Origin of the sequence: Aquirufa beregesia (assembly GCF_011090385.1) — a bacterium.
Lineage (GTDB): Bacteria > Bacteroidota > Bacteroidia > Cytophagales > Spirosomataceae > Aquirufa > Aquirufa beregesia.
Window position 1 is genome coordinate 78,967 of the sequence record NZ_SEWW01000006.1, and the last position, 21,107, is coordinate 100,073.

Below are 21,107 nucleotides of genomic sequence, written 5' to 3' on the forward strand. Positions count from 1 at the left end.
TTATCTCAATTTTCGATAATTTGCCTCTTCTCAATCTTTTTAAATAAATTAGGACTAGCCCCTTCTAAACTTTTTGCTTTTTCCCAGGCCTTCACGGCCTCCTCTAACTTACCTAAGCGAAACAAGATATCTCCATAATGTTCCCAAACAGTCGAACTACTTTGCTTCTCATCTTTCAGCGCTAATTCTATGTATTGTAAAGCTTTGTTATAGTCCTTTTGTTGATACAAAACCCAAGCAAACGTATCCAAATATGTCCCATTTTTAGGGAATTTATCGGTCAACAATTTGGCCATTTTAGCTGCCTTGTCTAATTTTTCCTTTCTTAACGACAAATAATAACTGTAATTATTTAAGACATGTTCTTCTTCGGGGCTTTTGGCCAATACCTTTTCGAAACTCATATCGGAATCTCGGTAATTTCCCAAAGCATGATAAGCATCTCCCATCAAAGCAAACAATTGTACATACCAAGAATCTTTCTCTTGTACATAAGGACTGGCCGATTCAAAAGAAGCTAATGCTTCCTTACTTTTTCCCTGCATGTACTGTGCAAAACCCATTTGGAACCACAAAAACCCTTGGTTAGGATAAGCTTCTAGAGCTTCTCGCGTATGTACCTGAACACTATCCAAGGCATTCATTTCAAAATCTAATTGAATAATTCTTGTCCACACCTCAAACTTCCCTCCCCCATTTCGTGCTGCTTTAATATAGGCTTTTTGACCTTCTTGAAACTTGGAAATACTCATCCACAAATCTCCCTGCATGGCCACAAATCTAGGCTCTTTGGGAAAAGCAGTCACTGCCCTTTGCAGAAAAGCATAGGCTTTATCCCAGTCACCTTGACCAGACATTAATTCAAATGTTTCTAGAGTTACCTGACTAAACAATTCAATGTGCATGTCTGAATCAGCTAAACAACGTTCCAAAAAGGAAAGTGCTTCCGCAAAATTCTTTTCATGTACTCGAACATTGGCATTCAACAAGGCTACTTGTCCATCATTGGGGAAATCTGTAGACAATTGTTCCAAAGCTAATTTAGCTCCTTTCCAAGTACTTAAATGCCACCAATATTCCATTTGTTCCCAGGCAAACAGGGGTTCTTCTGGGTTATTGGCTACAAAGTTCATTCCTTCCTGAATCGCCTCTTCCCACTGCTCATTCTTCAAATAAATGTATTGCTTCGTCCGAATGATCTCTGGAAAATCACCAATCCATGGCTCTGCTGATTTCAATGCCTTCAAGGCCTCATCGCCCTGATTATTCCAAAGGTAGGCCTGTGCTAATCGAAGATTCACATCTGGCTGCATGGAATCATATTGTATCAATTTTAAAAAACACGCAATGGCTTCTTTGGATTTTCGCTCCTGCAATAATAAATCACCATAAAGCAATCCATAATCCAAGGAATATGGAGAAAGCTCATTGGCCTTTTGAGCGTATTTTAATGCATTGATGGATTTACCTTGTGCTAAATAACATTTGGCTAAATAAAACGAAATGGAGGCTTCCTGAGGCATTTCTGCCAATAGTTGTTCCCATACTAAAATGGCCTCATCATAATCCTCTTTTAAATAATGGCGCATAGCTTCCGCCATCCACTCTTCTGCTCGAGCAGGAGAAAAAGCGGTGTTTTCCTTCTTGACTTTTTTCCCATTTTCCTGTGCGAACAGAGAACTGGAAAGCAAGCCAACTAAAAGTATTGGATAGAGGTATTTCATAAAAGTTCGAATATACCGAAATACCCCGAATCCTTTTCAAAATTTCGAATGAAATGCGCTGTATATGAGCAGAATTGAATAGATTCGTTAAAATAATTGATCAAATGAAATACCTATTGTTCTGCACATTGCTCGTTAGTAGCTCTTTATTGGCTCAAGAAAAAACCATGAGTTTTGAAGAATACGACCCTGTTTCTACCTTAAAAGTTCCTGAACATCTCATTAAACAAGCTAAATACCCCTTCATCGATATTCATAATCACCAGTTCAACATGCCCAATCAAAATTTGGCTTATTTGTTAAAACAAATGGATAGCCTCAACATGAAGGTCATGGTGAATCTAAGTGGCAAAGGCTCCCAACGTGGAGCTGATATAGCTGCAGGTACAGCATATTTAACAGAATCTGCTCGTGCAGGCCGAGAAAAAACCAACAACAGAGTGGTGGTTTTTACCAATTTGAGTTTTGCCAATATCGATAGTCCTGATTGGACTGCCAAGACCGTAGCTGCCTTAGAAGCAGAAGTAAAAGCGGGAGCTATGGGTTTGAAAATTTATAAGGATCTAGGCTTAGAGGTTAAAGATTCCAAAGGAAATAGACTATCCACCAATGACCCAAGATTGGATCCTGTATGGGCAAAATGCGGCGAATTGAATGTCCCAGTTTTGATTCATACTGGAGAGCCCATCTCCTTCTTTGATGTACATGACAAAACCAATGAACGTTGGCTAGAATTAAAACAATTCCCCGGTAGAGCACGCCCATCCTCCAAATATCCTTCTTGGCAAGTTGTGATGGATGAACTGACCGATATCATCCGCAAGCACCCTAAAACCAAATTCATTGCGGCCCACTTAGCTTGGCGAGGCAATGATCTTGCGGAATTGGGACGCTTATTAGATACCTACCCCAACATGTATACCGAAATTGGTGCAGTAATCCATGAACTAGGCAGACAACCTAAAAATGCCCGGAAATTCATGATTCAATACCAAGACCGCGTATTATTCGGAAAAGATATTTGGGCCACTTCAGAGTATTACACCTATTTCAGATTGCTAGAAACCGAAGATGAATATTTTCCATATTACCGTAAAAGGCATGCTTTTTGGCGTATTTATGGGCTAGGGCTACCTGACGAAGTCTTGAAAAAGGTGTATTATAAAAATGCCTTGAATTTATTACCTAAACTAGATAAAAGTCAGTTTCCAAAGTAATTAAGGCAGTTTGCTGAGCACTTGATTAAAGTCGTTCAACCAGATTTGCGCACCACGCAAGTTCCAATGTGAATCGGATGAATAAAAATTCAACAATGCATGTTGTTTCAAAGATGCGCTGGGATCCACCATTTTGACATGCAATTGAGGATGCTCAACAATCTTCTGAATAGCTAAATTGCTGGCTTTCCCTTCTGTTTCTAATACTGCTACAGGGTTAGGTATCAGAGAGAAAATCACTTCATCAAATCCATTCGACAGATAATAGGATTCTATTTCTTGGAGATGATGCACCATTAAATCGACGTCTTCCTTTCCGACAAATCTAAAAGATGATCCCCTTTTTTGAGCATTAAGCGTTTCTTCTAAATATAGAAATTTGCCATCTCGTGAAACTTGGACATCTGGATTCGTCCGACCCAAAATCTTCCATGTGAAATCAGCTTTACGCTCTTTTATCCATCCCAAAAAACCGAGATTGAATAAGACAAAATCCAAATTAGATTCCAAAGTCGGATGATACATGGCCTTCTTTACTCCTGCATCAAATCGATCCAATTGATCGATGAGTATTTGCTTGGTTGACTTATCAACAGGTAACGATTTTTCTTGTTGGACATCTAGACGTAACCTAGCATCAGCCAGATTCATTCGGTCCCACATATTTCTTTCTACACATTCGATTAACAATACTTGTTTTCTATTGGATTTAGCAAAAATTAGATGCTGCTGGCTATCCGACCACCGATAGAATTGCAGCATTTTCACCCGACTGAAATAGGCAGGATGTTCTTGAAAGGAGCTATATAAATAACTATCACCTAGAATTGTTAAGTCATAATCTCTTAGAACAGTATCGGTTTTTTGGGGTAGAGGCAATAAATGGGTGTCCTTAGCTATGCGAAAATCCGACAAATAAGAAACCCCATACAAATCTCCAAAACGGTATTTGTCTGCTCCCCAGGCATCATTTCTTGCATAACGCCCTTGGGTAATCCAATGCATACCTTTTTCCGAACTACTAATCACTAGTATACTGGAAAAGAAAATGAATAAGAAAAGGGCGATCAGTCGACGCATATTAGAATTGGAAGTAGATAAATTGTTTCAAACTAAATACTCCTAGAAAATAAATGGCTATGGCCAACAAACTAAACTGAATTAAAAATGGCCATGTATGAGCTCGATGTAATATCCTTTGACGGTATTCCCACCAACATAATGAGAAGATCAAGCCTATGGACAACATGATTTCAGGAAAGTTTAAGGCAAGCGGCAATCCATCTGACTTACCCATGAATAGTGTTTGGAAGAACTGCTTCACCTCGGTAAAATGCTTTAGCCTAAAAAATACCCAAGCTAATGTCACCAAGATAAATGTCAATAAACGATATGCCCACTGGGCCCAAATTTGTCTTTGTACCTCTGCTGCCAAACCAGGAAATACCCGATTAATACTTAATCCTATGACTTGGAATAGGCCGTGCAAGGCTCCCCAAATCACAAAATTCCAACTGGCACCATGCCATATCCCCGACAATACAAATACGACCATGATGTTCAAATACCATTTCGGTATAGAAACCCGATTTCCTCCTAAAGAGAAATACACATAATCTTTGAACCAAGTAGACAAGGAAATATGCCAGCGGCGCCAAAATTCGGGTAAAGATTTGGCAAAATAGGGCGCATTAAAATTATCCATCAATTTAAAACCCATGACACGCGCCGCACCGATGGCCACATCGGAATATCCTGAAAAATCACAGTAAATCTGAAAGGAATAAAAGACCGCTGCTAAAGCTAAAGCTCCACTCGATTGATTGGGTAATTGCTCGTAGGTAGGATCTACCAATAAAGCTAAGCGGTCAGCAATGACTACTTTCTTAAAAATACCTGCGGCCATTTGCAGCAAACCTGATTTTACTCGGTTCCAATCCCAGCTGTGTACTTCATAAAATTGGTGTAATAAATTTTGTGGACGTTCGATAGGGCCTGCTACCAATTGAGGATAAAACATCACATACAAGCTGTAAATCCCAAAGTTTCTTTCTGCTTTTTGATGACCACGATACACCTCTATGGTATAACTCATGGCCTGAAAGGTATGAAACGACAAACCGATAGGCAAAATCATTTCAAGTACAGGTAGTTGCACATGAGTTCCCAACTGCTCGGAAAGCCAAACTATATTTTGGTCAATGAAATGATAGTATTTGAACATGGCCAAAACACCTATGTTAGCAGCCAAACTTAAAGCCAAGAATAGCTTTTTCTGAAACCCTTGGAAGCGCTCTAGATATATTCCAGCAAAATAATCGATGACAATAGTGAAACCCAAAATGCCTAAATACATGGGCACAAAAGCCATGTAAAAGTAGCAGGAGGCTAGTAAAAGTAAGAGCCAACGAAATTTAGGATGTAATAAAAAATAAGCACTGGTAATAATTCCAAAGAAGACTAAAAACTGCAAGGAATTGAATACCATAGCTTCTTATTTATGAACCGTCACTTTGACTGATAAAGTAGTATCATCTATAGATATTTCAGATGCATTATCTATGGAATCTTTCCAATTGATGCTTAATGCCTGAACTTCCTGACAGATATATGCCCCAAATTCACGAATACTTTCTTCCCAAGCTACATCTCCCTTCAACACGTCGATATTAATTTTATCCACTACATCAAATCCCGAATCCTTTCTAAGATTTTGAATGCGGTTAACAAATTCACGAGCCATACCCTCTCGAACCAAGGAAGGACTCAATTGACTGTCTAAGGCAATCGTTAATCCAGATTCACTGGCAGTTAAGTAACCAGGCATATCCTCCGTTAAAATCTCTACGTCTGCTAATTCAATGGAAAAATTACTTAACAAAATAGTTCCATGGGCCTCCAGTACTTGTAAATTTTCCGCCGTCATGGAGCTAATGGCTTCTGCTACGGACTTCATGTCTTTACCAAACTTAGGACCTAAAGCTTTAAAATTAGGCTTCACTTTTTTACTCAATACCCCAGCAGCATCGTCCAAATAATTGACTTGCTTCACATTTACTTCCGATTTAATCAAATCTTCCACACGTCGAATTTGATCGCGGACCTGTTCTTGTAAAACAGGAACCAACACTTGAGCTAATGGCTGGCGCACCTTTAATTTATGCACTTTACGAATGGAGTGTACCAAAGAACAAATGCGCTGTGCTAAGTCCATGGATGCCTCTAAATCTGGATTCACCCAATCAGCATTCACTTGAACAAAATCAGTTAAATGAACAGATTCCTTATTGCTTAGATTCTTGAATAACCAATCCCCATAAAAAGGTGCAATCGGCGACATCAATTGAGCTACCGTTTCTAAACAGGTATACAAGGTTTGGTAAGCCGCTTGTTTGTCCGGATTAATTCCTTTCTCCGTAGACTCTGGATTCCAGAATCTTCTTCTTGAAAGTCTTACGTACCAGTTCGACAAATGATCGCATACAAAATCTTGGATGGCACGTCCAGCCTTGGTAGGCTCATACGTGGCATAGGCTTCATCTACTTCCTGAATCAAATGCATTAATTTTGACAATACCCAACGATCTAATTCTGTCAAATTAGCCTCATCTAATGTATTTGTCTTAGGGTCAAAACCGTCCAAATTAGCATATAAAGCAAAGAAATTATAGGTATTGGTTAAGGTGCCGAAGAACTTATTTCTCACCTCCGTAATACCTGCTAAATCAAATTTCAAGTTGTCCCAAGGTTGAGCATTGGTAATCATATACCAACGGGTTGGATCGGCCCCATACTTTTTCAAGGTATCAAATGGATCAATGGCATTACCCAACCGCTTGGACATTTTATTTCCATTTTTATCCAATACCAAACCGGTAGAAACGACATTTTTAAAGGCCACCGAATCTTCCACCATGCTGGAAATAGCATGTAAGGTAAAGAACCAACCACGGGTTTGATCTACTCCTTCTGAAATGAAATCGGCTGGATAAGATTCTTTAAACACCTCTTGATTCTCAAATGGATAATGCCATTGGGCAAAGGGCATAGCCCCTGAATCAAACCACACATCAATCAAATCCAATTCACGCGATAATACCGCTCCAGTAGCACTCACTAAATACACTTGATCTACAAAGGGACGGTGAAGATCTGCTTTACCAGCTTGAATAGCTTCTAAAAAATCTTGATTCCCCTTGATTTGCTCTGCTTGTAATTTTCCTGATGCTAATGCCTTATTTAACTCCGTTGTCAATTGCTCCAAAGAACCAATACAGATTTCTTCTGATCCATCTTCGGTTCTCCAAATAGGCAGTGGAGTTCCCCAATAGCGAGAACGCGATAGATTCCAATCTACTAAATTTTCTAACCAGTTTCCAAAGCGACCTGTTCCCGTAGATTCTGGTTTCCATTGAATGGTTTGATTCAAAGCAATCAATTTATCTTTTACCGCAGTGGTTTTGATAAACCAAGAGTCTAATGGATAGTATAAAACTGGCTTATCCGTTCTCCAGCAATGTGGATAGGGGTGATCAAATTTCTGTACGTTAAATGCCTTATTTTCCGTTTTTAATTGAATAGCGATTCGTTCATCCACCGACAAATACTTATCTCTTCCTTGTTTGATTCTCGCTTGTTCCTTCTCTTCTTCAGTCAGATAAGCTTCTTTGACAGGCTCTAATGCGTAATCACTTACTTCTTCTACAAATTGACCTTGACGATTCACCAAAGGTACTTCTTTGCCCGTAGCATCTAACACCATGATGGCAGGAATACCATTTTGTTGAGCTACTCGGAAGTCATCTGCTCCAAAAGTAGGCGCTGTATGAACCATACCCGTTCCATCTTCTGTTGTCACAAAATCCCCTAAAATAACTCGGAATGCCGGTGTAGCGGGTTGAACGTAAGGCATCAATTGTTCGTATGCTATTCCTTCTAAATCCGCTCCCTTACATTCTCCCATGATTTGATAGGGAATGGCTTGCGGTTTTTTATCAGCAGCTATATAGGCATCAAAATCCCCATTTTCAACTGTTGCATTGAAATAGTTTTTAACCAAATCCTTGGCTAAAACAACATGAACAGGAAGAAAAGTATAAGGATTAAAGGTTTTAACAAGCACATAAGTAATTCCTTTCCCAGCCGTCAAGGCAGAGTTGGATGGTAAAGTCCAAGGAGTGGTAGTCCATGCCAATAAATACACCGAATTTCCTTGACTTAATTCAAACAAAAACTGGGATTTTTGATTCTGAATGGCCTTAAACTGAGCCGTTAAGGAAGTGTCTTTGACATCACGGTAGCAACCTGGTTGGTTTAGTTCATGAGAAGAAAGCCCCGTGCCCGCTGCGGGTGAATAAGGTTGAATGGTATAACCTTTATACAGCAAACCTTTATCATACAGGCGCTTCAATAAATTCCATACACTTTCAATATAAGGAGTTTGATAGGTCACATAAGGGTTTTCAAGATCCACCCAATAGCCCATCTTTTCTGTTAAATCATTCCATTGTCCCGTGAATTTCATGACCGTTTCACGGCACTTTTGGTTGTATTCTTCGACGCTGATTTTCTTACCAATATCTTCTTTGGTGATACCTAATTCTTTCTCCACTTGCAATTCCACTGGCAAACCATGCGTATCCCAACCGCCTTTACGTTTTACTTGTTTCCCTTTTAGTGTTTGATATCGACAAAAAATATCTTTGATGGCGCGCGCCATGACATGGTGAATCCCAGGAGTACCATTGGCTGAAGGTGGACCTTCATAAAAAGTAAAGCTTGGATGACCAGCACGTGTGGAAATCGATTTCTCAAAAATCTGTTCTTGATTCCAGAAATTTAAAATCTCATCGGCAACCTGCGCGTAATCTAAATTTTTGTATTCCTTGAATTTCACGTATAAAGGGGATTTAATAGTATAAGCTAGGCAAAATTGAGGCAAAAATAGTAAAATTTGGGCTGAAATCGTAATGTCATAACCTTCACTAGCCAATTAATCCGTTTTATTTAACTGGCCCATTTCTTTTGATTTTATGCCATTATTATCCTAATTTGATTCCTTGTCGATTTATGAAAAAGCTTGAAATAAGAAATAAACACCTTGCCCTTCGGAAATCTTGGTCTCAGGAAGAATGGCAACTGCGTAATGAACAATTACATCAACTTGTCGTTAGCTACCTCGATTCCCTTCCTAAAGGGACTACAGTTCTTAGTTTTCAATCCATAGTAGAAAAGAGGGAGGTCGCTACCCAAGCTATCCATGAAACTATCGTCAATCCTCCATACGAATTTCAATTAGCTTTCCCTAGAGTGGAGGGTGAGGGAAAGATGTCAGCTTACCTGGTTCATGAAAAATCCACTTGGATTTCATCTGCGTGGGGCATCATGGAACCTGATCCAGCAACTTCCGAAAAAATAGAACCAATGGAGATACATGTAGTACTTGTCCCACTCATTGGGTTTGATTTGCAAGGTCATCGAGTGGGATTTGGAAAAGGATTTTATGATCGCTTTTTATCACAATGCAATCCAGACTGTTTGAAAATTGGCCTTAGTTTGGAAGGTCCCGTTCAACAGATTGATGATCTACATGCATTGGATATCCCCTTGGATGTCGTCATTAGTTCTGAAAGACTTTATACCATTCATTGAATTAGTCCAAAAATTCCTTTCTAGTTCGAGATATAAGCCCTAATTTTGCGTTCCTATAAACATTTTTCTGTGAAAATCAGGCTATTAATGGTGTTTTCCTTTTGCTGTGTGACCCTTACTTTACTAGGGCAAGAAGAAGTAAAACCTAGGTTATATCCTATTGAACAGACAGAGGGAGGTTGGAACAAAAAGTTTACTTACAAAAGACAAATTATAGAAAGTCCATTGGCCTTGCAAATTCCCTTATTGGAAGCGAAAGACCCAGAAGTGAGTTATGAATTTTTGACCTATAAGCGTCAGAAAAAAGGTGCCGAAATCATTTCTGCTTTTACCACAGGGTTTTCTGTGTATACTTTTTTGAGTAAAGGACAGGTATCTGATGGCTTTTATTGGTCAGTGGTTGGGAGTGCTGCCGTACTTAATTTATACTTAGGCACAGTGAGCATCAAGCATTTCAAAAAAGCATTGAAACGCTATAATGAATTAGCACAAACTGATAGTAAAATCAGTTTGCAAATCAATTCTCACGGAAGCTCTGGAGCTTCCATGGGACTAGCATGGAATTATCAATTTTAACGATTATACAATGAAAGTTGCAGTAGTGGGCGCCACAGGCTTAGTTGGCGGCGAAATCTTGAAAGTATTGGCGGAAAGAAATTTCCCGGTTAGCGAATTAATTCCCGTTGCGTCAGAACGCTCGATCGGCAAAAAAGTCAGCTTTAAAGGCAAAGATTATGAGGTAGTTGGCTATGACACAGCTATTGCCATGAAACCTAATGTAGCTATTTTCTCAGCTGGTGGAGGAACATCCCTAGCTATTGCTCCTAAATTTGCAGAAGCAGGTATTACTGTAGTGGATAATTCTTCGGCATGGAGAATGGACCCTACTAAGAAATTAGTTGTACCTGAAATCAATGCATCTACCCTGACTCCAGAAGATAAAATCATTGCCAACCCTAATTGTTCGACTATACAAATGGTGGTGGTGATGAACCCTTTGCATAAAAAATATAAAATCAAGCGTGTTGTGGTTTCTACCTATCAATCTGTAACAGGAACGGGTAAAGCTGCTGTGGATCAATTATTCAATGAGCGCGCGGGTAAAACAGAATACGATAAAGTTTATCCCCATAAAATTGACTTAAACGTATTACCGCATATTGATGTGTTTTTGGATAATGGCTATACCAAAGAAGAAATGAAAATGGTCAATGAGACCAAAAAAATCATGATGGATGATTCCATTCAGGTAACGGCTACTACGGTACGTATTCCTACCATAGGTGGTCACTCCGAATCTGTCAATATTGAATTTGAAAACGATTTCGATTTAGATGAGGTAAGAAGTTTATTGGCCCAAGAAGAAGGAATTATTGTACAAGATGACCCTAAAAACTTCTTGTATCCTATGCCAATCACAGCTCATGGAAAAGATGAGGTTTTTGTAGGACGTATTCGTCGAGATGAAACACAAGCCAACACCTTGAATCTATGGATTGTGGCTGATAATTTAAGAAAAGGAGCTGCAACCAATGCCGTGCAGATTGCAGAATATTTGGCCAAGCATCATTTAATTTAAAAAATTGGCCGGTTTATCCGGCCTTTTTTATGATATGACTAGACTCAGCGTAAATATTAACAAAATAGCTACTCTCCGAAATTCCCGGGGAGGGAATAATCCAGATTTAATCCAAGTAGCTTTAGATTGCGAGCGATTCGGGGTTGAAGGAATTACGGTACATCCTAGACCTGATGAAAGGCATATTCGCTATGCGGATGTTTATGCTTTAAAAAAAGTCATTCAAACAGAATTTAATATTGAAGGTAATCCCCTAGAAGATAAGTTCGTTGAATTAGTGCTGGCGGTAAGACCCGAGCAAGTTACATTAGTGCCAGATGCTCTTGGGCAAATTACTTCGAATCATGGCTGGGACACGGTAAAGCATCAAGATGTATTGATTCAATTAATTGCCCCGTTCAAGGCGGCTGGCATTCGCACTTCGATTTTTGTAGATCCGATTTTAGAGATGGTGGAAGCCGCCAAAACCACGGGGGCTGATCGTATTGAATTGTATACGGAACCATATGCCGAGGAATTTTTAAATCATCCCACTCAGGCGGTTGCCTCTTATAGAAAGGCCGCATTCAGAGCTCATCAAGTAGGCTTGGGAGTTAATGCAGGTCATGATTTAAGTTTAGAAAATTTAGCATTCTTTACAGCCAATGTTCAACCTCTGGATGAGGTATCCATCGGGCATGCCTTGATTTGTGATGCCTTGTATTATGGTTTGGAAAACACGATTCAGCTCTATAAAAGACAATTGATTTAGGACATTTCTGTTATTTAAAGCGTCCTTTAAACAACAAAAACATCCTTTTAAAATGATTGAACCCAAAAAATTCATCATTCTGGATTAAAAGCGGTTAGGCATTCAAAAGAACACCTAGCTAATCATCAGCTAATCAGCCTTTGCTGATTTCCTGTTCCTTGTAATGCAAAATTGAGGATATTTAAAAGAAATCGTCTTGCGATATATCAAGAAATAAAATTGCGATAAATCAATTTTTAAAGGCTTATTCGGGATAAGCATTTCAAGAACAACTCCTTACACTCATAAGCCTCTAGATAATTTTATCCGCTTGTGGATAAAAAAAGGGGCAATCCATTGATTGCCCCTTTTCAATGTAATTATTTCCATTAATCTCTTTGACCTGTTAAAACCACAGCTCCACCAGCTACTGATAATTTGATGGCAGCTACTTTCCCATCTGTTCTAGAGAAAATAACATCCGCATCATATCCTTGAATAGTTGCGGTAAACACATCTGCATCTTTAGAAGGTTTTAATTCAGCTGGCTCACCACCACCTGCATCAGAAGATAAAAATAGTTTGCCTTCTTTAGCTGCGATCAAAATTTTCTTAACATACTCATTTTCAGACATTTTGAATGAACCCGCAAATTCATCGCCTGCAGATTTAGTTACTTCTTTTTGACCAGCTAAAACTTGTCCTTGAGCATCAATTTTAATCACGCTCACTTGACCATTCACTCGTTCAAAAGTGATCGTTGCACCCATGCTTTCCATCAGAAATTCATCAGCTTTCTTACCTGCTGCTAATTCTGAATCTGGGAAACCTTCGGCAGACATAACTAATTTTCCATCTTTGGGAGTCAATTTAACTGACTTCACGTAAGGATTATCTTGTAATTTATAATTACCTGCATAATCTGTTACAGCTGTCTGCGCACTAGCTGTAAAAGCAAAAAATGCCAACGATAGCCCTGTGACAATATTTCTACATTTTTTCATTGGGTGTTAATTTTGGTTTGTTTGACAAATCTAATAAAAAAATGATGCTTGCATAACTCATTTAAGCTTGAAATGACAAAAAAAAATATTAAAAATTTTATATCTATTGCGGATAAGCATTTTGATTTATAAAAGTTTTATTTACTTTTGAATCGAAATCAATTCGCCAACCAAACAATAGGAGACCCTGCATGAGATAAAACTCTACGTTAACAATTTTGAATTTTTATGATCAAAAATCAAGTTAACGATGCAGCGTTGGTATCAGCGTACATCCAAGGCGACGACCAAGCGTTTGAAACGTTGGTTAAAAGAAGCAAATCTAAAGTTTACACGACCCTCTATTTAATCGTAAAAGATCGCTACATAGCAGAAGATCTTTTACAGGAAACTTATATTAAAGCTATCGACGTATTGAAGTCGGGCCGCTACAATGAAGAGGGTAAATTTCTGCCTTGGGTAGTTAGAATAGCCCATAATTTAGCTATTGACTATTTCAGAAGAGACAAAAGGTATCCGACCATTGTCCTGGAAGATGGATCTAAAGTATTCAACAGTTTTGAATTTGCAGAAGATTCTGCGGAGGAGATACAATTAAAGGAGGATCAAATCGTTAATATCAGAGAATTAATAAAAAAACTGCCTGATGAACAACGAGAGGTCCTTGTGATGCGTCATTACGAAGAATTAAGTTTCCAAGAAATAGCGGCACAAACTCAAGTTAGCATCAATACGGCCTTAGGAAGAATGCGTTATGCATTGATCAACCTAAGAAAAATGCTAGAAAAACAAGAGAATGCCTATGACGCAAAACTTTACCCCAAATGACCTAGTCAAAACCCTTTATGAACCCCAGCCAGGGTTTTCAACCGTTTTAAGCTTGGAAGACCAATCGGAATTGGCTTCCCTCCAAAAGGTCAAATTGTCATTAGACAATGCACTACTAGAACCTCCTAGTAGAACCATCGAGGCTATTTTAGCCTATTCAAAGCATCAAATGCCCATTCAATCCTAATGGATGGGCATCCAAGCTTGAAATTTTTCTTACCTTTGTAGAAAGCAGTTTTCATGCAAAGAAAAGAACGATTTCAAGCATTTGTAGACCATTTTTCCAGCTCTTTTCCAGAGGCAGAAACGGAATTACATTATAGCAATCCTTATGAATTGTTAGTCGCTGTGGTGCTGTCTGCACAATGTACAGACAAACGTATCAATCAAGTGACACCCGCTCTTTTCAAACGCTTCCCAAGCCCTAAAGAATTAGCAGAATCCAGCGTAGATGAAATATTCAGCTACATTCGGTCCGTATCTTATCCCAATAATAAAGCCAAACATCTATTAGGTTTGGGTCAAAAATTAATTGATTCCTTCCATGGGGAGGTTCCTGAATCTTTGGACGATTTACAAACTCTTCCAGGAGTAGGCAGAAAAACGGCCAATGTCATTGCTTCTGTTATATACAACCAACCTGCCATGGCAGTGGATACACATGTGTATCGAGTATCTAGAAGATTAGGCTTGGTCCCTCAAACGGCCACCACTCCATTAAAAGTGGAGCAAATACTAGTTAAAAACCTTCCTAACGAAGTGATAGCTCGGGCTCACCATTGGTTAATCTTACATGGCCGATACATTTGTTTAGCTAGAAAACCCATGTGCTCTAGCTGCCAGATTTGTCATTTTTGTGCATACTTTGAAAAAAATGAGCCCAAAGCATGATCATTCAATGGATTCAAGATAACATCTGGGAGTTTAGTGGTATTATTTGCTCCATATTAGGAGTCTACTTTTCCATCCAACAGCATTTGGCCGCCTGGATTTGGAACATCCTGGGATCGCTACTATTTGGCATACTATTTTACCAACATGGTTTGTATTCCGATATGGAATTACAAGGATTTTTTATTGCCATGGGGCTATATGGTTTTTACCAATGGAGAAAAGAAGATAGCCATTGGAAGGCTGAAAAAAGCAGCACTCCCTTGCTCATTTGGGGAATCCTATTTTCTTTAAGCTATGGTATGGTAGTCGGATTCCTACATACACGATTAACCCATTGGGTTTCTTTTGCTTATTTGGATGCCACCTTAACAGGGCTTAGTATTTTTGGAACCTGGTTAGCGATTAACAAAAAAATAGAGAATTGGATTCTTTGGATCATCATTGACATCATCTATGTGCTGATGTATATTCAGAAAGAACTTTGGGGAACCAGCTTGCTCTATACACTGTTTATCTTTCTGGCTATCAGAGGACTATATCAATGGAAAAATAGTCTCAGGTCTTAAAAATTTAAATTCAATTTTATGTAATAATTATCTATTTCAATTAGATAAATTTATATTTGTGCTACCATTATAAGAAACGAAACTAAATCACTGATTAACAAATACTTGCAAGAGCAAAATATTTATTCAACATTCAGATTAAGCATTATTTAGAACATGGGAAACGAAGAAAAGCAAAGGTATTCAGCAGAAGAATTAAAGGAGTTTGAAGATATTATTCTTAAAAAACTAGAAGAAACAAAAGCCGAGTTAACGTATTTGAGAGAAACCTTGAGTAAAAAAAATGATCCGGGTACAGACGATACTGCAGGGAATTCCAAAGTAATGGAAGACGGTGCAGATACGGCTGAAAAAGAAAACATGAACCAACTGGCAGTTCGCCAACAGAAGTTTGCAGGTAACCTAGAAAAAGCGCTTATGCGAATTAAGAATGGTACCTACGGTGTTTGTGTAGAAAGTGGCAAATTGATTTCCAAAGAGAGATTGCGTTTAGTTCCTCACACGCAACATTCGATTGAAGCTAAACTTAAACAAAAGTAAATGGGATTTTTCGATAACAATAGGTTAATCGATCTCTTGAGTAATTACCTCAAGACTCAATTCGAATTGGTAAAGTTAGACATCCAAGAACGAATCGAAGAACTATTGACTCGAATATTTACTTTTTTCTTAACTGCGTTTGCTGTCTTAATTACCTTGTTTTTTGCCTTGATGGGCTTGGCTAACTTTTTAAATGAATGGTTAAAAAGCGCTTATTTAGGCTATCTGATCGTGGCTGGATTCAGCACCATTGTCAGTTTAATCCTACTGAGTAATCTCAAAAAACAAGGTAAGAAAGAAGAAGTAGAAGAAATTGATACCCAAGAAACTGAAGAAGAGATCCAATCATGAACCGAGCAAAAAGCAAGAAAGAAGATTTAATCGCCCAAGCAGAGATCTATGAAAAAGAACTTTCAGAAGAGGTGGGTGAAATTAAACAACAAATCAAAGAAAAAGGAAGCCAGGCCTTACTTATAGGTGGCATCTTAGTGGGTTCCTACTTGCTGTATTCCCTGTTATCTGGCTCTGACAAAAAGACAAAATCAGAAGCTAAAGAAGGAGGTTCATTCATTAGTGGGGCCATTAAATCCTATGCCATAGCTTTAGCACTTTCTTTAGCAAAAGATAAATTAGTTGAATTTCTTCAGCAACTAGAAGAAAATAATCAAGAAGTTACATCTGAAAAATAAGGCTAAAGTGTAATTTAGTTTAGTATATCTTATGTAACGATTTGTAAAGATTTGACACTTAGATTTGACAACTTTTAAAAAGTTGTCAAATCTTTCCGAATCCAACCGAAATCAGATCAAAATCTAATATTCAATTCCCCATCAAATACGCTTTAATAAAGTCATTGATTTCTCCGTCAAGTACAGCATCCGTATTGGAGGTTTGGTGATTAGTACGATGATCCTTCACCCTTCTATCATCCAACACATAACTTCGGATCTGGGAACCCCATTCGATTTTTTTCTTACCTGCTTCCACTTCAGCTCTTGCCGCATTTCGCTTATCAATCTCAATTTGATATAATTTCGATTTCAATAAACGTAAGGCCACTTCCTTATTTTGTAATTGCGACCTCTCTTGCTGACAGGCTATAATAATACCAGACGGTCGGTGAGTTAAACGCACAGCCGTTTCTACCTTATTTACATTTTGCCCACCTGCTCCACCAGAACGAAACGTATCCCAATCAATATCTGCTGGATTGACATCAATCTCAATAGAATCATCGGCTAGTGGGTAAACATACACAGAGGCAAAAGAGGTATGTCGACGAGCATTTGAATCAAAAGGTGAAATACGGACTAAACGGTGAACCCCATTTTCAGACCTTAAATTTCCGTAAGCAAATTCTCCTTCGATTTCTATAGTTACCGATTTTAAACCTGCCACATCGCCATCATTAGAATCCACCAATCGAACTTTAAATCCATTCTTTTCTGCCCACATGGTATACATACGTAACAACATGCTGGCCCAATCTTGCGATTCGGTCCCACCGGCTCCCGCATTGATTTCTAAGACAGCGCTCATTTGATCACCTTCTTCCGACATCATCTTACGAAACTCCAAAGCTTCCAGCTTTTCCTCTAATTTGGCCCCCTCCTGATCAACCTCCATCTCAGATGCATCGCCTGACTCATAAAACTCCCAAATGGTTTCTAAATCTTCCATGGAAGTATTGAGTTTGTCGAAGCCTTCCGTCCAAAATTTCAAGCCCCGCATTTCACGCATAGTGCTTTCTGCTTTTTCAGGATTATTCCAAAACTCGGGATCCAGGGTCACTGTTTCCAATTCGGAAATCAAATATTTTTTGTGATCGTAGTCAAAGATACCTCCTTAAAGCCTCTATTCTGGCTTTCAGGTCATTGAACCTGTCTTTTGTCATACCTAAATGTGTAATTAAGCTACAAATATACCCGCTTTTGTGCTAAATTGCGGACAAATTCATTTAATTCAAGCAATACAATGGCGCAACAATACGATTTAATCGTGGTAGGATCAGGCCCGGGAGGGTATGTAGCCGCGATACGAGCTTCTCAATTAGGCTTAAAATGTGCAGTCGTGGAAAAAGAATCTCTAGGCGGAATCTGTCTAAACTGGGGTTGTATACCCACGAAAGCTCTTTTAAAATCTGCTCAAGTTTTTGAATACATCAAACATGCCGCTGATTATGGAATTACGGTAAAAGGAGCCGAAGCGGATTTTACTGCGGTGATTCAGCGCTCACGCGGAGTTGCAGATAGCATGAGTAAAGGAGTTCAGTTTTTGATGAAAAAAAACAAAATCGATGTGATCATGGGTTTTGGAAAAATCAAGCCTGGAAAGAAAGTAGAAGTAACTGATGCGGAAGGAAAGTCGACAACCTACGAAGCAAAAAATGTTATGATTGCTACAGGGGCACGCGCTAGAGCCTTGCCTAACATTCCGATTGACGGTGAAAAAGTAATCGAATACCGCAAAGCGATGAGCCTAAGTAAAAGACCTGACTCTATGGTGATCATTGGATCTGGAGCTATTGGGGTTGAATTTGCTTATGTATATGCCGCGATGGGAACAAAAGTTACCATCGTAGAATTCCTTCCTAACGTCGTTCCTGTGGAAGATGAGGATGTATCAAAAGAATTAGCTAAGCAATACAAAAAAATGGGCATCGATATCTTGACCAATTCAAGTGTGGAGAAAGTAGATACCAAAGGAAAAGGATGCAAAGTATCCATTAAAACCCCAACAAGCAATCAAGAAATTGAATGTGATATCGTGTTATCTGCGGCAGGCGTTATCGCTAACTTAGAAAATATAGGGTTAGAAGAAGTAGGTATCATTGTGGATAAAGGTAAAATCCCAGTGAATGCATGGTATGAAACCAACATGCCAGGCTATTTTGCCATTGGTGATGTGACTCCTGGACCAGCTTTAGCACACGTAGCTTCTGCAGAAGGCATTATCTGCGTAGAAAAAATCGCAGGTCATAAAACAGAAGCCTTAGATTATACCAATATCCCTGGATGTACCTATTGTACTCCAGAGATTGCTTCAGTAGGTATGACAGAAAAGAAAGCGAGAGAAGCTGGATACGACATTAAAGTAGGAAAATTCCCATTTGTCGCATCAGGAAAAGCCACCGCTGCTGGTGCTCGCGATGGCTTTGTCAAAGTAATCTATGATGCTAAATACGGCGAATTACTTGGTGCTCACATGATAGGTTACAACGTAACAGAAATGATTGCGGAAGCGGTTGTCGTACGTAAACTAGAGAGTACTGCTTATGAAATCATGAAGTCAGTACACCCTCACCCGACCATTTCTGAAGCATTTAAAGGTGCAACAGAAGCGGCCTATGGTGAAGCAGTAGATTTATAGAAGTCGAACTTTAATCGACTTATACATTACTTTAGATTTGGGATCATGTGCTTGTATAGCGATGGTCCCATTTTTTATTAGTCTCAACTCCTGACCCTTATTTCTTAAAGGGCTAGCTGGCTGGGTATAATCCACTACGGTGATTCCATTGATTTTAGTCACGATACGATTTCCTTTTACCGTAACCACCATGTCATACCATTCATTATCCTTCACATAGACTTCGGCTACGTCTACCACATTGTACAAACTAGCGGATCTTCTCCAATCTGTATGGGAATTGTTTACCTGAATCTCATATCCTTGCTTTGGCCAGTCACCAGTCAAAAAATCGGTGTGCACATACAGCCCTGAGTTCGCTCCTGGAAATGTCATGATACGAGCTTGAACTTCAAAATCTTTAAAATCATGGTTATTAAACGCTCCATCGTAATACAAATGGGCGCGTTGTCCTTCCACCACTAAATTTCCATCTTCTACTCGAAAAGATTCCGGTCTTTCACTGGCCTTCCAGCCGTCTAAGGTTTTACCATCAAATAATTCAACCCATTTCCCTTTTTGAGAGAATCCTACTGAACTAGCCAAAAGGCCTAGCATCACTGTCAATACAATCTTTTTCATGTTCATCTTTTAAATTTTTATTCCCCAAGTTTTGTTCAATTTTCTACCCAATAAAGCATTGGCTTCTGCATCATTGAATTTTTCCGTTTTCGGATTCCATTCCAATGATTTATTCACGGCATAAGCAATATTACCCATATTACACACAGAAGCTGTCCTGTGACCTACTTCTACATCACATATCGGCATCGTCCTATTACGTATGGCTTGAATAAAGTCTACATAATGGTTTTCACTTTTATACACATGCTTTTCATTCGGTCCAATGACACGGTCTTTCAGCTCTGGCTTAGAAGTTTCAAGCTTCTTTCTAGCACTACGTAAAGTACCTTCTGTACCCACAAATTCCACTCCGCTATTCCATTCCCAAGGCTGATGTGTCATGATGATTCCATTGGCATAGGTATAGGTCAAATAGGGTTGATCTTTCCCATTTGGTGCACTCACCTTGACTGGTCCTGATTGATCCATATCCAATGCCCATTGAACAATATCAAACATATGCGCTCCCCAATCTGTCATACCGCCTCCGCCAAATTCCTTGTATTTTCTCCAATTAGGGAATACATCTTGTGAAATAGGTGGTGCTAACTCAGCATTAAAAGCAACGGCTTCATTAGGGCCTAACCATTTTTCAAAATCCAATCCTTCTGGAATAGCTTGTGCAGGTAAATAATAGGCTTCTGGTGGAGGTCCAACATTGACTTTGATCGATTTTACTTCTCCTATATACCCATTACGAATTAATTCTACTGCCTGACGAAACTCCGGCCAAGAACGTTGCATGCTTCCGGTTTGAAATACACGCTTGTGCTTACGAGCAGCATTCACCATGGCCCGGCCTTCTTTCACTGTCAATGATAGAGGCTTTTCACAATATATATCTTTTCCTGCCTCCGCTGCTCTAACGGCCATGGCTGCATGCCAATGGTCTGGAGTCGCAATGACTACAGCATCCACATTTTTGGACGCTAATAATTCTCGGTAATCTTGATAAACGGGTATAGGAGAATAGGCTCCCCAAGAAGGATTCTTGGCATAATTTTCTTTAACACGGTCGAGGAATAAGTTGGCCTTAGCTTGGTAAACCTCACTAATAGCACTTATTCTTACTTGACCTGTCGACAAAAAGGAGTTTGACAATCCACGTCCTTGCTTACCCGTTCCTATAAATCCTACATTAAGTACATCACTAGGAGCAAGATAAGAGCTTCCATCTGGTCGCTTTCCTCCTAGCACATGCCTAGGTACAATCATGATAGACCCAAAGGCCAAACTGGCTTTCGAAAGGAAATCCCTCCGATTTAAGCCATCGTTATGCTTATTTTTCATTTTCAAATAGGTTAATTAATTGGCATAAATGTAAACGAAATTCACCAAATAA

The 21,107-nt window shown here is 39.1% G+C and carries 21 protein-coding genes; 13 read left to right on the forward strand and 8 right to left on the reverse strand.

Annotated features, from left to right (window positions below; translation table 11 throughout):
• Positions 1-5 precede the first annotated feature (5 nt).
• Positions 6-1,724: a tetratricopeptide repeat protein gene (locus EWU23_RS10140; RefSeq protein ID WP_166231753.1), complete on the reverse strand. Its 1,719-nt coding sequence runs from the start codon at positions 1,722-1,724 to the stop codon at positions 6-8.
• Positions 1,725-1,828: 104 nt separating this feature from the next.
• Between EWU23_RS10140 and EWU23_RS10145 the strand changes: the two genes are divergently transcribed.
• Positions 1,829-2,941, forward strand: a complete 1,113-nt coding sequence (locus EWU23_RS10145; protein ID WP_166231755.1) for an amidohydrolase family protein — start codon at positions 1,829-1,831, stop codon at positions 2,939-2,941.
• On the opposite strand, the gene EWU23_RS10150 is transcribed toward EWU23_RS10145, so the two are convergent.
• Genes EWU23_RS10150 through ileS form a run of 3 tightly spaced genes read right to left on the reverse strand, consistent with a single transcriptional unit; the run spans position 2,942 to position 8,837 of the window.
• Entirely contained in the window at positions 2,942-4,021 is a 1,080-nt protein-coding gene (locus tag EWU23_RS10150; protein WP_166231757.1) for a hypothetical protein, read from the reverse strand. It lies immediately after the preceding gene.
• Position 4,022: 1 nt separating this feature from the next.
• A complete protein-coding gene (locus EWU23_RS10155) occupies positions 4,023-5,429 on the reverse strand; it encodes an MBOAT family O-acyltransferase (protein WP_166231759.1) in 1,407 nt (468 codons plus the stop codon).
• Between the two features lie 6 nt (positions 5,430-5,435).
• Positions 5,436-8,837, reverse strand: a complete 3,402-nt coding sequence (gene ileS / locus EWU23_RS10160; RefSeq protein ID WP_166231761.1) for an isoleucine--tRNA ligase — start codon at positions 8,835-8,837, stop codon at positions 5,436-5,438.
• Between the two features lie 173 nt (positions 8,838-9,010).
• Here ileS and EWU23_RS10165 point away from each other — a divergent pair, with 173 nt between their 5' ends.
• From EWU23_RS10165 to EWU23_RS10180, 4 genes are all read left to right on the forward strand, one after another.
• The gene (locus EWU23_RS10165; protein ID WP_166231763.1) at positions 9,011-9,592 is read left to right on the forward strand and encodes a 5-formyltetrahydrofolate cyclo-ligase; all 582 of its coding nucleotides are present in this window, start codon (positions 9,011-9,013) and stop codon (positions 9,590-9,592) included.
• Between the two features lie 69 nt (positions 9,593-9,661).
• Positions 9,662-10,168, forward strand: a complete 507-nt coding sequence (locus EWU23_RS10170) for a hypothetical protein (protein WP_166231765.1) — start codon at positions 9,662-9,664, stop codon at positions 10,166-10,168.
• A gap of 10 nt (positions 10,169-10,178) precedes the next feature.
• The gene (locus EWU23_RS10175; RefSeq protein WP_166231776.1) at positions 10,179-11,171 is read left to right on the forward strand and encodes an aspartate-semialdehyde dehydrogenase; all 993 of its coding nucleotides are present in this window, start codon (positions 10,179-10,181) and stop codon (positions 11,169-11,171) included.
• Between the two features lie 34 nt (positions 11,172-11,205).
• Positions 11,206-11,922 (forward strand): pyridoxine 5'-phosphate synthase, encoded by a 717-nt coding sequence (locus EWU23_RS10180; protein WP_166231778.1) that lies wholly within the window; start codon positions 11,206-11,208, stop codon positions 11,920-11,922.
• Positions 11,923-12,290: 368 nt separating this feature from the next.
• Here EWU23_RS10180 and EWU23_RS10185 read toward each other — a convergent pair whose 3' ends face one another.
• Positions 12,291-12,905, reverse strand: coding sequence for a hypothetical protein (locus EWU23_RS10185; protein ID WP_166231780.1), 615 nt, complete (start codon positions 12,903-12,905; stop codon positions 12,291-12,293).
• A gap of 228 nt (positions 12,906-13,133) precedes the next feature.
• Between EWU23_RS10185 and EWU23_RS10190 the strand changes: the two genes are divergently transcribed.
• The 7 genes from EWU23_RS10190 to EWU23_RS10215 all read left to right on the forward strand — a co-directional run bounded on the left by EWU23_RS10190 (position 13,134) and on the right by EWU23_RS10215 (position 16,422).
• Entirely contained in the window at positions 13,134-13,733 is a 600-nt protein-coding gene (locus EWU23_RS10190; RefSeq protein ID WP_109323966.1) for an RNA polymerase sigma factor, read from the forward strand.
• Positions 13,734-13,785: 52 nt separating this feature from the next.
• A complete protein-coding gene (locus EWU23_RS14165; RefSeq protein WP_262886088.1) occupies positions 13,786-13,920 on the forward strand; it encodes a hypothetical protein in 135 nt (44 codons plus the stop codon).
• A 53-nt stretch (positions 13,921-13,973) separates the two neighbouring features.
• On the forward strand, positions 13,974-14,624 hold the full coding sequence (gene nth / locus EWU23_RS10195; protein ID WP_166231782.1) for an endonuclease III: 651 nt from the start codon (positions 13,974-13,976) through the stop codon (positions 14,622-14,624).
• Positions 14,621-15,193, forward strand: coding sequence for a nicotinamide riboside transporter PnuC (pnuC, locus tag EWU23_RS10200; protein WP_166231784.1), 573 nt, complete (start codon positions 14,621-14,623; stop codon positions 15,191-15,193). The genes nth and pnuC overlap by 4 nt, the downstream gene beginning before the upstream one ends.
• 156 nt (positions 15,194-15,349) lie before the next feature.
• Positions 15,350-15,733 (forward strand): TraR/DksA family transcriptional regulator, encoded by a 384-nt coding sequence (locus EWU23_RS10205; RefSeq protein ID WP_109323970.1) that lies wholly within the window; start codon positions 15,350-15,352, stop codon positions 15,731-15,733.
• The gene (locus tag EWU23_RS10210; RefSeq protein WP_166231786.1) at positions 15,734-16,084 is read left to right on the forward strand and encodes a phage holin family protein; all 351 of its coding nucleotides are present in this window, start codon (positions 15,734-15,736) and stop codon (positions 16,082-16,084) included.
• Positions 16,081-16,422, forward strand: a complete 342-nt coding sequence (locus tag EWU23_RS10215) for a hypothetical protein (RefSeq protein ID WP_166231788.1) — start codon at positions 16,081-16,083, stop codon at positions 16,420-16,422. Before EWU23_RS10210 ends, EWU23_RS10215 begins: the two co-directional genes overlap by 4 nt.
• Positions 16,423-16,552: 130 nt before the next feature.
• On the opposite strand, the gene prfB is transcribed toward EWU23_RS10215, so the two are convergent.
• Positions 16,553-17,627, reverse strand: a protein-coding gene (gene prfB, locus EWU23_RS10220; RefSeq protein ID WP_166231790.1) for a peptide chain release factor 2 whose coding sequence is annotated in 2 segments (ribosomal slippage) — positions 16,553-17,566 and positions 17,568-17,627 — 1,074 coding nt in all. Because the reading frame shifts where the segments join, the coding sequence is not laid out codon by codon here.
• An 80-nt stretch (positions 17,628-17,707) separates the two neighbouring features.
• Here prfB and lpdA point away from each other — a divergent pair.
• Positions 17,708-19,102 (forward strand): dihydrolipoyl dehydrogenase, encoded by a 1,395-nt coding sequence (gene lpdA, locus EWU23_RS10225; RefSeq protein ID WP_166231792.1) that lies wholly within the window; start codon positions 17,708-17,710, stop codon positions 19,100-19,102.
• Here the strand turns inward: lpdA and EWU23_RS10230 are convergent.
• Positions 19,097-19,723, reverse strand: coding sequence for a 3-keto-disaccharide hydrolase (locus EWU23_RS10230; RefSeq protein WP_166231794.1), 627 nt, complete (start codon positions 19,721-19,723; stop codon positions 19,097-19,099). The two genes, lpdA and EWU23_RS10230, sit on opposite strands and share 6 nt — an antisense overlap.
• A 9-nt stretch (positions 19,724-19,732) precedes the next feature.
• Positions 19,733-21,055: a Gfo/Idh/MocA family protein gene (locus tag EWU23_RS10235; RefSeq protein ID WP_166231796.1), complete on the reverse strand. Its 1,323-nt coding sequence runs from the start codon at positions 21,053-21,055 to the stop codon at positions 19,733-19,735.
• Positions 21,056-21,107 lie beyond the last annotated feature (52 nt).